Source organism: Autumnicola musiva (assembly GCF_031846585.1).
Taxonomy (GTDB): Bacteria; Bacteroidota; Bacteroidia; order Flavobacteriales; family Flavobacteriaceae; genus Autumnicola; species Autumnicola musiva.
Genome location: NZ_JAVRHK010000020.1, coordinates 12,581 through 25,459, shown reverse-complemented (window position 1 = coordinate 25,459; position 12,879 = coordinate 12,581). Strand labels below are relative to the sequence as shown.

Annotated in this window: 10 protein-coding genes; 1 reads left to right on the top strand and 9 read right to left on the bottom strand. The window is 38.7% G+C overall.

The window, feature by feature from the left end:
* Position 1 precedes the first annotated feature (1 nt).
* The 8 genes from pxpA to pgmB form a co-directional block, all read right to left on the bottom strand.
* On the bottom strand, positions 2 to 733 hold the full coding sequence (gene pxpA / locus RM539_RS17460; protein WP_311504708.1) for a 5-oxoprolinase subunit PxpA: 732 nt from the start codon (positions 731 to 733) through the stop codon (positions 2 to 4).
* A gap of 3 nt (positions 734 to 736) precedes the next feature.
* Complete coding sequence (locus RM539_RS17455; protein ID WP_311504707.1) at positions 737 to 1,957, bottom strand: Nramp family divalent metal transporter; 1,221 nt, start codon at positions 1,955 to 1,957, stop codon at positions 737 to 739.
* Positions 1,954 to 3,114 (bottom strand): DUF2891 domain-containing protein, encoded by a 1,161-nt coding sequence (locus tag RM539_RS17450; RefSeq protein WP_311504706.1) that lies wholly within the window; start codon positions 3,112 to 3,114, stop codon positions 1,954 to 1,956. Before RM539_RS17450 ends, RM539_RS17455 begins: the two co-directional genes overlap by 4 nt.
* 100 nt (positions 3,115 to 3,214) lie before the next feature.
* Positions 3,215 to 4,753, bottom strand: a complete 1,539-nt coding sequence (locus RM539_RS17445; RefSeq protein ID WP_311504705.1) for a YifB family Mg chelatase-like AAA ATPase — start codon at positions 4,751 to 4,753, stop codon at positions 3,215 to 3,217.
* A 130-nt stretch (positions 4,754 to 4,883) separates the two neighbouring features.
* Complete coding sequence (locus RM539_RS17440; RefSeq protein WP_311504704.1) at positions 4,884 to 5,753, bottom strand: N-acetylglucosamine kinase; 870 nt, start codon at positions 5,751 to 5,753, stop codon at positions 4,884 to 4,886.
* An 87-nt stretch (positions 5,754 to 5,840) separates the two neighbouring features.
* On the bottom strand, positions 5,841 to 6,839 hold the full coding sequence (gene gap, locus RM539_RS17435) for a type I glyceraldehyde-3-phosphate dehydrogenase (RefSeq protein WP_311504703.1): 999 nt from the start codon (positions 6,837 to 6,839) through the stop codon (positions 5,841 to 5,843).
* A 17-nt stretch (positions 6,840 to 6,856) separates the two neighbouring features.
* The gene (pfkA, locus tag RM539_RS17430) at positions 6,857 to 7,843 is read right to left on the bottom strand and encodes a 6-phosphofructokinase (protein WP_311504702.1); all 987 of its coding nucleotides are present in this window, start codon (positions 7,841 to 7,843) and stop codon (positions 6,857 to 6,859) included.
* Positions 7,844 to 8,035: 192 nt separating this feature from the next.
* Complete coding sequence (gene pgmB / locus RM539_RS17425) at positions 8,036 to 8,746, bottom strand: beta-phosphoglucomutase (RefSeq protein ID WP_311504701.1); 711 nt, start codon at positions 8,744 to 8,746, stop codon at positions 8,036 to 8,038.
* Between the two features lie 565 nt (positions 8,747 to 9,311).
* On the opposite strand from pgmB, the gene RM539_RS17420 reads away from it, so the two are divergent.
* A complete protein-coding gene (locus RM539_RS17420) occupies positions 9,312 to 11,867 on the top strand; it encodes an adenosylcobalamin-dependent ribonucleoside-diphosphate reductase (protein ID WP_311504700.1) in 2,556 nt (851 codons plus the stop codon).
* 79 nt (positions 11,868 to 11,946) lie between these two features.
* Here RM539_RS17420 and RM539_RS17415 read toward each other — a convergent pair whose 3' ends face one another.
* Entirely contained in the window at positions 11,947 to 12,834 is an 888-nt protein-coding gene (locus RM539_RS17415) for a hydroxypyruvate isomerase family protein (RefSeq protein ID WP_311504699.1), read from the bottom strand.
* Positions 12,835 to 12,879: the final 45 nt, after the last annotated feature.

Genomic DNA, 12,879 nt, shown 5'->3' with positions numbered 1-12,879 from the left:
ATTATCTAATTTTAACATTTCTGTCCAGCAGATTTTTATTTAAAAAACTAAGGATTTGTACTGAATTTTTTGTGTCGCTGTGCAGGCAAAAAGTATCTGCTTTAATGTTGATTTCGCTCTCATTTCCGTTCCTGATTTTTCCCTCAGAAAACATTTGAAAAACATGCTTAAAAACCGCTTCTTCCTGATGAATGATTGCATTAGGTTTGGACCTGTAGACCAGGCTTAAATCTGCATTATAATTACGGTCTGCAAAAGCTTCAAAAACAACTTTAATTTCAGGTTTGGCTAAGCGTGAAATTATAGAATTGTAAGGTGCATAAAGTGTAAAATCACCTTCAATTTGCCTTAAAGAATCCAGCACGATTTCTGCTGTTTTTTTATTCTTTGCGGCATCATTATAAAGTGCTCCATGAGGTTTTACATGAGAAATCTTTCCTCCTTTTTCTTCAGCTATTTTCTTTACCAGCTTTACCTGTTCTATAATAGAAGCTATTAAATCTTCATCTGGTAATTTAAGTGATTTTCTTCCAAAGTTTTCCTTATCGGGATAGGAAGGATGAGCTCCAATTTCAACATTATTAGCAATCGCGAGATCAATGGTCCTGCTAATAGATACCGAATTTCCGGCATGTCCTCCGCAGGCAATATTACAGGCAGAAATCAGTGGCATTAGTTCAGCATCAAAATCGCCTCCCTCGCCCAGATCGCAATTTATATGTATTTCTTTCATCTTTTAAAAGTTTAAGATTACTGCATAAACCGATTTAATTCCGAGGAAAAAGCTAATTGCCAATACAAGAATTGCTATAATATTCTGTTTTTTGGTGTTACGGTATTTCCCCATGACCGAATCTTGGTTTACAATCCAAATTAAGAAAATTGCAATGACAGGCAACAGGATTCCATTGGCAATCTGGGCAAATTGAATTATTTGGACAGGCTTTATTCCAACTGAAGAAAAGAAAACACCGGAAAGAAGCACAACTGCCCATACCGTTTTAAACTTGAAAGATTTTAAGCCGTCACCCCATCCCAAGCAACCTTTTACCACATATGCGGCAGCCAAAGGCGCTGTAACCGATGAGGTTATTCCCGCGGCTAATAATCCAACTGCCATGAATAACGTGGCTAATTTGCCAAATAATGGCTCCAGGCCCGCTGCCAGATCTGCTGCCGAAGAAACTTCGGTTAAACTGGAAGATGCACCGCAAATTACAATAGCCATAGAAACCATTCCACCCAGGATAATAGAAATTGACAGTTCCTTTTTTGCCACAGGTAAATCTTCGGCATGTTTCCATTTTTCGCTTACCAGTGATGCATGAAGAAAAAGATTATAAGGTACCACTGTAGTTCCTATAAGAGCAATTACCGTAATAATTTCAGCAGAACCAGCCGCAGGAACAAAACCTTTTAAAATTTCAATAAGATCTGGCCTGGTAATTAGAGCAGTGACTATAAAAGAAATGCTCATCAATATTACCAGGCTGATAAAAATTTTTTCCAACATTTTATAGTTTCCTATTGCAAGTAAGGCAAATGCGGCACCCCCAATCAACAGGCTCCATAAATTCAAAGTGAACTTACCCAAAGAAAAATTTCCATCTCCAAAAAAAGCTTCTGCCCCCAGCACCGCACCGGTAATATTCCCAGCCTCATAGGCGGCATTACCAACTACAATTGCCGAAAAAATAAGTAAAAGCGCTATAAATTTGAAAAAAGGTCTTTTTATCGCTTCTCTTATACAATCGCTTAAACCTTTTTGTGAAACCAATCCCACCCGGGCAGACATTTCCTGAAGTACAATACAGGAAATTACAGATAAAATTAGGGCCCAAAGCAGCCCATACCGAAAATTCACACCAGCCAGTGTACAGACAGTTACCGTCCCGGGGCCAATAAAAGCCGCAGAAACTAAAACCCCGGGACCTAGCTGGCGTAAAAAATTTTTCACTCCTTCCCTTTGGATTTTTCCAGGGCATATATAGCGAAACTACCAAGCCAATGGCCACCTTCATAGCTATCTTCAACTAAATTAGGAAAAGAATATGCCACATGCTCATTTGCTAATGATTCCAGGTGAGAAAACTCCTGAGGGTATTTGTTTGCAAGATGATAAAATACCCAGGCGCGGCTAAAATTGAGGCCATCCAAATGCACCAGCTTACCATCACTTCGGTCTGAAACCTCTCCCACTTCCATGGTAAAATCTTCATTTTTAAGATTGGGCATAAAATCTTCTATCCACAGATTAAAGGCGTTTTTAGGCAGCACTTTTTGCATAATGTCCACTTCTTCCAGACATGGAGAAAGAAAATCGAAGCCTCCCGGCTCCCAGCTTACAGGACAATCATCATCCTTTAAATAAAAATCTTTCGCACGTTTGGATATAAGTTCCAGCAGTTCCTGGTCCTGGGTAGCTTCAGCATAATCATATGCAAAACTCAAAGCAAAAGCGGTATTACTGTGCTCCCCAACCCTCACCGGGTAATTGAGCTTAGGCAGAAATTCTTGAAACCGCTGAAGAATTAGATTGGTTAGCGGTTGTAGATTCTCGTTAATTTCTTCCCCTAACGGATCATTCCAGGTTTTTACTTCTTCAGCGAGTTTAAGCAACCAGGCCCAGCCGTAGGTGCGTTCATAGGAGTCACTTTCCTTTCGGTTAAAATATTCTACTTCAGATTTTATATTTTCTTCGGAAAGAGACTTCTTCAGTTTTTCACGTATTACTTGCTCCTTTTCCAACCCCGGAAACTGCTTTAACAACTTTACGAGAGACCAGTGTGCATGCACGGAAGAGTGCCAGTCAAAGCATCCGTAGAAAGCGGGATGTAACTCCTGCGGCTCACCTATTGCATCTGCATTCTCCAGCGTTTGTCCCAGCTTATTAGGATATTCTGTTTCTATACAATTCAGCGGCAATTCTGCCAGTTTGTTGGCCTCTTCAATGTTGAATTTTATTTTATCTACACCAAGAATGGAATCGGGAATAAAATCTTCTTCCATAATACTATCAGTTTCAGAATTGGAGACTTCCTCCAAATTATTAGAATTATCTCCTTTACATCCCATAACAAGAACTGAAGCAATAAGTACAAGGAACTTTTTCATAATTATCGGGGTTATTTGCGTAAATATAATAGTTCTTGCCATAAAAGAACTCATATTTTAATGTGGAATGCCTTACTGGAGTATAATAAAAGACAATTACTTAACCTAACCAACCCTCCCTGTCAAGACTGCGATACTGGATTGCCTCACTAATATGAACATCTTTAACTTTATCTGAAGCTTCCAGATCGGCAATAGTACGGGAGACTTTTAAAATCCGGTCATAAGCACGTGCGGAAAGATTAAGGCGCTCCATGGCAGTTTTTAATAGTTGCTTTGAAGAATCATCCAAAACACAGAATTCCCGAATATGCTTCACACTCATCTGCGCATTATAATGTACATTCCCAAAGTTCTCAAACCTCGCTGTTTGCAATTGCCTGGCCTTTGAAACACGCTCCCGTATTGTATTACTACTTTCTCCTTTTCTGTCTTCACTCAATTTATCAAAAGGCACCGGAGTTACTTCTATATGAATGTCTATCCTGTCCAGTAAAGGGCCGCTAATCCTGCTCATGTAGCGCTGCATTTCTGCCGGGGAAGAGGAAGCAGGCCCGCCGGGTTCGTTAAAATAACCACTGGGGCTGGGATTCATACTGGCTACCAACATAAAACTGGAAGGATAGGTTACGGTAAATTTTGCTCTGGAAATTGTAACTTCCCGATCTTCCAGCGGTTGCCGCATTACCTCCAACACACTTCTTTTAAATTCCGGCAATTCATCCAGGAAGAGTACCCCATTATGGGAAAGTGAAATTTCTCCTGGTTGAGGATAAGCTCCCCCGCCTACCAGGGCCACATCTGAAATTGTATGGTGCGGACTACGAAAGGGGCGCTGAGACATTAGCCCTTTATTTTCTTTTAAGCGTCCCACCACACTATGAATTTTGGTAGTTTCCAAAGCTTCACGCAAGGTCATGGGTGGAAGAATTCCCGGAAGCCGCTTTGCAAGCATCGTTTTTCCTGCTCCAGGCGGGCCGATTAGAATTATATTATGCCCGCCTGCTGCGGCAATCTCCATACATCGTTTGATGGATTCCTGTCCTTTTACATCGGCAAAATCATGATCGTTATTATCAATATTCCTATAAAATTCTTCCCGGGGATTGATAACTGTTGGCTCTAAAGAAGCGCCTTCATTGAAGAATTTGATTACCTGCAGGATATTTTCAACTCCATATACATCCAGTCCTTTAACAATAGCGGCTTCTTTCGCATTTTGTACGGGAAGTATAAAACCTTTAAAACCTTCTTCTTTTGCTTTTATTGCAATTGGAAGGGCTCCTTTTATAGGCTGAAGGCTTCCATCAAGAGAAAGTTCCCCCATGATTATGAAATCCCCAATGTTTTCAGCCTTGATTTGTTCTGAAGCTGCAAGTATTCCCATTGCGAAAGAAAGATCATAAGCTGAACCTTCCTTACGAAGATCGGCAGGAGCCATATTCACAATAATTTTCTTTCCGGGAAATTTATAACCGATATTCTGAAGTGCAGCAGCAATCCTGTAACTGCTTTCCTTCACCGCATTATCAGGCAAACCTACCAGGTGATAGCCAATACCAGTAACCACATTAACCTCTATGGTTATTGTAGTTGCTTCCACACCAAAAACGGCACTGCCGTAGATCTTTACCAGCATTTAAAAGAATTATATCTACTAAATGTAATAAAATTTTAATGTTGAAGGGAAGTTATTTTTGATTCTGCTGAATTAATAAAAAAGCCGGTTTTCATTGAAAACCGGCTTTTTCTATTTTCTAGTAAAATTTTTACCCCTGAGTAGTTTTATTGAAAAAATTTGCTTGATAGTATTCAATAAGACCATCTATAGGCCTACGAACCATTTTTCCTAATTCCAATCCGTAAGGTTGAAATACCGCTCTTATAATATCTTCACTGAAATAAGCTATACTTCCAATAAAGTGAATAGGTACGCTCTGAGCTTGTTTATAACACAAGACCCTGCTTTGAACAAAATCCTGGATTCCTTCATACACGAGTTTGTAGAAATAGCCATTTCTCTCATTTGTAAAAATAAATTCCGCAAAGGAAGCCAGATAAGTATTAGGATTTTCTTTCCGGTACAGATTCTTTTTAATTTCGTCGGAATCTAAATTAAATTTTTCTTCAAATTTCACTACCAGTTCCGGAGGCATTCTTTTATAATAATAGTCCCTAATAAGCCTTTTTCCAAAGTAATTTCCACTGGCCTCATCCATAAGTATATACCCCAGGGAATTTATGGTCTGGTGAATTTCCTCTCCATCAAAGTAACTACTGTTGGAGCCTGTACCCAGTATACATACAATACCCGGACTTTTACCTGTGGCATAAACTGCCGCTACGGTGTCTTCCCTTACCAGTACTTCATCTGCATTAGTGAAAAAATTAGCAATAATATCCTGCAACAACTTGCGTGGGGTTTCCGTCCCGCAACCGGCTCCAAAAAAATGTACTTTTTCAATCTGATCTTTAACTGATCTCAATTCAGGATTTTCTTCAATACGCTGTTCGAGAACCAGCTCGGGAAATACTGCAGGGTTCAACCCCTTTGTACGGGTTTTAAAAACCTGTTCTCCCTGATGATCCAGTAAAATCCAATCACACTTTGTTGATCCCCCGTCGGTAATTAAAATCATAATTTTTTATTTGATAATAAGAGACAAAAAAGCCTGAAACATCTTCTGTAAGAAACCACAGTCAGATATTTTCAGGCTTTGGAAATATTATAATTTAGCAACGTGTGCAGCCAAATCAATCAATTTTGATGAATAACCATATTCGTTATCATACCATGCGATCAATTTGAAGAAATTATCATTTAAAGCGATACCGGCTCCTGCATCGAAATTACATGTATGAGGATCTGATACATAATCCTGGGAAACCACTTCTTCTTCAGTATAAGAAATCACCCCTTTAAAATCACCTCCTGCAGCCTTCTTGAATGCAGCTTTTACATCATCGTAAGAAACAGATTTTTCAGTTCTCACTGTAAGGTCAACTACAGAAACATCGGTAGTTGGAACACGGAAAGCCATTCCAGTTAATTTCCCCTTCAATTCAGGAATTACTTTGGTTACCGCCACGGCAGCACCTGTAGAACTCGGGATAATGTTTGCCATTGCACTTCTTCCTAACCTGTAGTTCTTCTTTGAAGGAGAATCTACGGTAAACTGGGTAGAAGTACTGGCATGAACAGTAGTCATTAAACCTTCCACAATACCAAATTCATCCTCTATAACTTTAGCTAGAGGTGCAAGACAATTTGTAGTACATGAAGCTCCTGAGATAATCTTATCTTCAGCTTTCACTTCATTATGATTTACTCCCATAACAAACATTGGAGCATCTTTAGAAGGTGCTGAAATCACTACTTTTTTAGCTCCCGCTTTTAGATGCGCTTCAGCTTTATCTTTCAATGTAAAAATACCGGTACATTCTAAAACAACCTCAGCTCCGGCGTCATCCCATTTAAGATCTTCAGGATTACGTTCTGCGGTTACGCGAATTGTTTTTCCATTTACTACAAGATTTCCGTCTTTCACAGAAACCTCTCCTTTAAACTTCCCATGTACCGAATCATGAGCTAACAAATATGCCAGGTGTTCTACATCCAGTAAATCATTAATTGCTACAACTTCAACATTATCATTTTCAGCCGCTATTCTGAAAGCAATCCTTCCTATTCGACCGAAACCGTTAATTCCAATTTTTGTACTCATTTTTCTATTTTTAAAATTTAAACTGAAGTGATGTCTGCCACCCTTCTTAATTCTTTATCTACTTTTGGATTCCCTATAAGTGCTGTTTCCAGAGGAACACTGTCTACTTTTTGATGATGGATACCAATCATTACATTGCTTTTGCCATCCATTAAAGCTTCTACAGCACCAACTCCCAGTTTACTGGCAAGTACCCTATCAAAACAACTTGGAGAACCTCCTCTTTGAATATGCCCCAGAACTGACACTCTTATATCATATTCCTCGTCCTGTTCATGTATAAAATCGGCAAGTTCAAAAATATTCTTACCGCTCTTCTCCCCTTCTGCAACCACTATTATACTGGAAGTTTTTCCTGACTTCTTACTCTTATGAAGCGATTCCAGCATACGCTCCACACCAGCAGTCTCTTCAGGAATAAGGATTTCTTCAGCTCCCGCACCTATACCGCTATTTAAGGCGATGTCTCCGGCATCACGCCCCATAACCTCAATAAGAAAAAGACGATTATGGGAACTGGCCGTATCCCGTATTTTATCTATGGCTTCAACTACTGTATTTAATGCAGTGTCGTAGCCAAGGGTATAGTCTGTTCCGTTAATGTCATTATCTATAGTAGCAGGTATTCCTACTACCGGAAAATTAAACTCTTCACTAAAAAGCTTACCTCCTGTAAAAGTTCCGTCTCCACCAATTACCACCAGGGCATCTACCCCTTCTTGCTTTAGCTTTTCATGCGCTTTTGCACGACCTTCCTTAGTCCTGAATTCTTCAGAACGGGTTGACTTTAAAAAAGTCCCTCCTTTATTTATAATATTTCTTACAGACCGCGCATTTAAGGTTTCGAGATCTCCTTCTATCAATCCCTGGTAACCACGATAAATACCTTTACAGTCTAAATGATAATAAGAGCAAGCCCTAACAACTGCCCGTATTGCGGCGTTCATTCCCGGAGCATCTCCTCCTGATGTTAATACTCCTATAGTATTGATTTTCTTTGACATTAAGCCAAATCTATTTCAATTAATCATTATAACCTAATTTTGATAAAAACTAAATCGTTTTCGGTTAATAACTCATAAAATTGCGTAATTTTAGGTTAAGCTTTTTAATGTTTTATGATTTTTAGCTTCGAATTATCAACAATTCGTATAAAATTGCAGTTTTCAATTTTATAAATAACGAGGCAATTTTCGCTATTTTTCCTGCACTTTAAGTGCAGGAAGGGTCAATAAAAAACTTTCGGTTACTTCCTGAAGGCTTTTGAAGACATAATCAGCTTCTGAAAGAATTTCTCTTTTTCCTATCCCTATACTTATCATTCCTGCACGATTTGCAGCTTTTATTCCCGCTATAGAATCTTCAAATACAACACAGGACAAGGGCGAACAATTTAATTTTTGGGCAGCCAGAAGAAAAATTCCGGGATCTGGTTTTCCTTCATTTACATCATTACCATCAACAACAGCGGAGAATTTTGATACCAGATTTAACTTCCTAAGAATAGTTCCGGCATTTCTACTGGCAGAACCCAATGCATAGGGAATATTTTTCCGGTCAAGAGAATTAATTAGTTCCTGTACTCCGGGCAGAATTGCTGAAGCATTTATTTCTTCAACATATTTTAGGTAGTAATCATTTTTTTTCTGCATCCAATGCTGGAAATTATGAGGAGATAGTTGTAATTGCCCCCAGGAAAGAATCTGCTTTAAACAATCTTCCCTGCTTATGCCTTTTAACTGTTCATTTTGTTCTTCTGAAAAATTACAACCTAAATCATTAGCTACCTTTTTCCAGGCGCGAAATTGTAAACCTGTAGTGTCTACAATTATTCCATCCAGATCAAAAATCACTGCTCTTCGTTTCTCCATAATATCAAATTCAAGTTGCCGTGTGGCTTTCTCCACTCTTTCACCCTGTTTTAGTAATATTTTTGAAGAAAGATAAAAAAAATCAACTGCTACTGAACTTTTTTCATGGTAAGCTCCAAAAAAATCCTATCTTGGTAACTTAAATAGAAAGGCTACAATTCCGGGAAGATTTTTTCTTTGCCGGTTAAATTATTACTCTACCTCCAATGAGAATGGGGCAAACAAATTAAGATGAATTTCTGTGGTGATATACAGAATAATTTTTTATTTTGAATTTTCATAGGTGTTAATTCAAAGAAGGCTGATTGAAATTCAATCAGCCTCTTTTTTTAATAGCTACTTCTTTTTTCTCTTACCCATTCCTTCATTTTTCTATTCAACTCCCGTAGTTTCCGCATTGCCAGTAACTTCATCCCTCCTAATAATATCCCTATAATTTGTCAACTTTTTAATGTTGATAAATTAATAAAGTTCTGAAAAACAATATATTAACATCATTTTCTTGATAACTTTAGAAAGATACTTTTGAATATATATGTTTTTCTTGCCTACATTTACGTTCATTCTTTATAAGGTTAGTAATCCCAAAAATCTAAAATGTATGCCAGTACAAGCAAAACCAACAGCTTCCAAAACCTATTCCCAGGAAGAAGCATTCCAGGCTTCAATAAAATATTTTAAAGGTGACGACCTTGCCGCAAGGGTTTGGGTAAATAAATATGCTCTCAAAGATTCCTTTGGTAATATTTACGAACTTACTCCTAATGATATGCACAGGAGAATAGCAAAGGAAATAGCCAGGGTTGAGCAGCGTTATACAAATCCTATGACAGAAGATGAAGTCTTTGATTTGATTAAAGACTTTAAATATATTGTGCCACAGGGTAGCCCCATGGCCGGTATTGGCAATCCTTACCAAATTGCTTCACTTTCTAATTGTTTTGTAATTGGTAATGACGGAAACTCCGATTCGTACGGTGGAATCATGAAAATTGATCAGGAACAGGTACAACTAATGAAACGTCGCGGTGGGGTTGGTCATGACCTTTCTCATATTCGCCCTAAAGGTTCGCCTGTTAAAAATTCAGCCTTAACCTCTACAGGGATTGTTCCTTTTATGGAGCGTTACTCCAACTCTACCCGGGAAGTGGCGCAGGATGGAAGAAGAGGCGCCCTTATGCTTTCAGTTTCCGTTAATCATCCAGATGCTGAAGATTTTATCGATGCAAAAATGGAGCAGGGAAAAGTTACCGGTGCCAACGTTTCGGTAAGAATTGATAACGCTTTTATGAAAGCGGTTAAAAATAATACAACTTACACTCAAAAATATCCAATTCATAGTGAAGACCCTGTAAACGTAAAAGACATTGAAGCAGAAAAATTATGGAAAAAAATAGTTCATAATGCCTGGAAATCTGCCGAACCGGGAATCTTATTTTGGGATACGGTAATAAATGAATCGGTGCCCGATTGCTATGCAGATCTTGGCTACAAAACGGTTTCCACAAATCCATGTGGGGAAATCCCGCTTTGTCCTTACGATTCCTGCCGTTTACTGGCCATTAATTTATTTTCTTATGTAGAAGAACCATTTACTGAAAATGCCTCTTTTAACTATAACCTGTTCAACAAACATGTTGCAGCTGCACAAAGAATAATGGATGATATTATTGACCTGGAGCTGGAAAAAATTGATGGAATTTTAGCTAAAATTGATGCCGATCCTGAGAATTTAGATGTCAAGGGCGTGGAGAGAAACCTTTGGCTCAACATAAGGAAGAAAGCTCAGGAAGGCCGTAGAACAGGAATTGGAATTACTGCAGAAGGTGATATGCTGGCAGGGCTCGGCCTAAAATATGGTAGTAAGGAAGGCGTGGATTTTTCAGTAGATATACATAAAAAAATCGCACTTGAAGCCTACAGGGCATCGGTTAATATGGCAAAAGAACGTGGTGCATTCGGCATTTTTGATTCCGACAGGGAAAAGGACAATCCATTCATTCAACGTTTGAGAGAGGCTGATGAAAAGCTATATTATGATATGCTTGAACACGGTAGAAGGAATATTGCACTTTTAACCATTGCGCCTACCGGTACTACAAGTTTAATGACACAAACCACTTCTGGTATTGAGCCTGTTTTTCTCCCGGTTTACAAAAGGAGAAGGAAAGTAAATCCTAATGATAAGGATGTACGTGTTGATTTTGTAGATGAAGTTGGGGACTCCTGGGAAGAATATGTGGTTTTCCACCATCGCTTTAAGCAATGGATGCAGGTAAACGGCCACGACACTACAAAAAATTATTCGCACGAAGAGCTTGATAAACTGGTAAAAAGCTCCCCCTATTATCAGGCAACTTCTAATGATGTGGACTGGCTGAGCAAGGTGAAAATGCAGGGAGCGGTCCAAAAATGGGTAGATCACTCTATAAGTGTGACTATTAATTTGCCCAATGATGCTACTGAAGAGCTTGTGGGCGGACTTTATTTGGAAGCCTGGCAGGCAGGTTGTAAAGGGGTAACGGTCTATCGTGATGGTTCCCGTTCAGGAGTATTGATCTCCAATGAAGAGAAAAAAGAAGAAGAAAATGAAGAGGGAAATTCAATTTTCCCGACCAAAAGACCCCAGGTATTAACAGCCGATGTGGTGCGATTTCAGAATAACAAGGACAAATGGATCGCTTTTATTGGTCTTATTGATGACCGGCCTTATGAAATTTTCACCGGTTTTGCCGATGATGAGGATGGCATATTAATACCACGTTGGGTTAATGAAGGCCTTATTATTAAAAACAGGAATGAAGATGGTACCTCCAGGTATGATTTTCAGTATCAGAACAAAAGAGGCTATAAAACCACCATTGAAGGACTTTCCCATAAATTTAACCCGGAATTCTGGAATTATGCCAAACTAATTTCCAGTACCTTAAGGCACGGTATGTCTATTGAAAAAGTAGTGGATCTCATTGCCAGTCTTCAGTTGGACACTGAATCTATAAACACATGGAAAAACGGAGTCGCACGCGCCTTAAAACGTTACATTGCCGATGGTACGGTAGCAAGGAAAGAAAAGTGTAATAATTGTAATTCCACAAGCCTTATCTATCAGGAGGGTTGCCTTACCTGTAAAGATTGCGGCTCTTCCAAATGTGGATAATTTTATTCTTTAAGTGTTAGTTATTCAAAACGGCCTCCGGGAAGAGGCCGTTTTTATATTCAAATAACTTTGTGCAATTTTAAACATCACAAATCGTCACACCTTCTTTAAGCGCAGCCATTTTATCATCGTAGGTAGGAACAAACTCCTGTGCAACATATCCCTTAAAACCGGTTTCCAGAATAGCCTTTATAATAGCAGGATAATATAATTCCTGAGAATCATTAATTTCATGCCTCCCCGGAACCCCACCGGTATGATAATGGTTAATATATTGGTGATTATCAGTAATTGTTCTTATCACATCCCCTTCCATTATCTGCATATGATAAATATCGTACAGCAATTTAAAATTGTCCAGTCCCATCTTCTCGCATAAATCAGCGCCCCATTTGGTGTGGTCACATTGGTAATCGGGATGGTTTACCTTACTATTTAGCAGTTCCATCACCAAGTTTACATTTTTCCCCTGGGCGTACCTTAACAAAGGTGTAAGGCCAACGGCACAATTTTCAAGCCCTTCCTCCTTACTCAGCTGCCTTTTATTTCCTGAAAAACAAATCACATTCTTAATTCCATGTTCCGAAGCTTTATTTACCAAGGCTTTATAAGCCTCCTGTAATTTTCCATGGTTCTTAATATCATTAAAACCATGTTCAATATTGGCAAAATCATCGGTAGCCATAGAACATTCCAATCCGTATTTTTCAGCAGTTTTCCATTCCGAAGGTTTTAGAAGATCTATTCCCTTCAAACCTAAATCTGCAGACTCACGGGCAAATTGCTCCAGGGGAATATCATTATAGCACCAGCGACATGCAGAATGATTGACATTTCCTTTTAATTTTTCTGAATTCCGCTTCTCTTTAGTTTGTGTTGAGGCAAAAGAAAAACCACCTAAACTTAAAGCTCCAGATCCCAGGGCTATACTTTTAATAGCATGTCTTCGGTTATATTTGTACTCCATAAGATTTAATTAACTGTGATACTTCGATTTGTAAAATTGATTTGC

Coding starts and splice junctions, on each gene's coding strand:
- pfkA (WP_311504702.1), bottom strand. CDS start 7,843: ATGTCAAAGAAAATCAATACTATAGGAGTATTAACATCAGGAGGAGAT.
- gap (WP_311504703.1), bottom strand. CDS start 6,839: ATGAGTACAAAAATTGGAATTAACGGTTTCGGTCGAATAGGAAGGATT.
- RM539_RS17440 (WP_311504704.1), bottom strand. CDS start 5,753: ATGATTTTAATTACCGACGGGGGATCAACAAAGTGTGATTGGATTTTA.
- RM539_RS17420 (WP_311504700.1), top strand. CDS start 9,312: ATGCCAGTACAAGCAAAACCAACAGCTTCCAAAACCTATTCCCAGGAA.
- pxpA (WP_311504708.1), bottom strand. CDS start 733: ATGAAAGAAATACATATAAATTGCGATCTGGGCGAGGGAGGCGATTTT.
- RM539_RS17445 (WP_311504705.1), bottom strand. CDS start 4,753: ATGCTGGTAAAGATCTACGGCAGTGCCGTTTTTGGTGTGGAAGCAACT.
- RM539_RS17450 (WP_311504706.1), bottom strand. CDS start 3,114: ATGAAAAAGTTCCTTGTACTTATTGCTTCAGTTCTTGTTATGGGATGT.
- RM539_RS17415 (WP_311504699.1), bottom strand. CDS start 12,834: ATGGAGTACAAATATAACCGAAGACATGCTATTAAAAGTATAGCCCTG.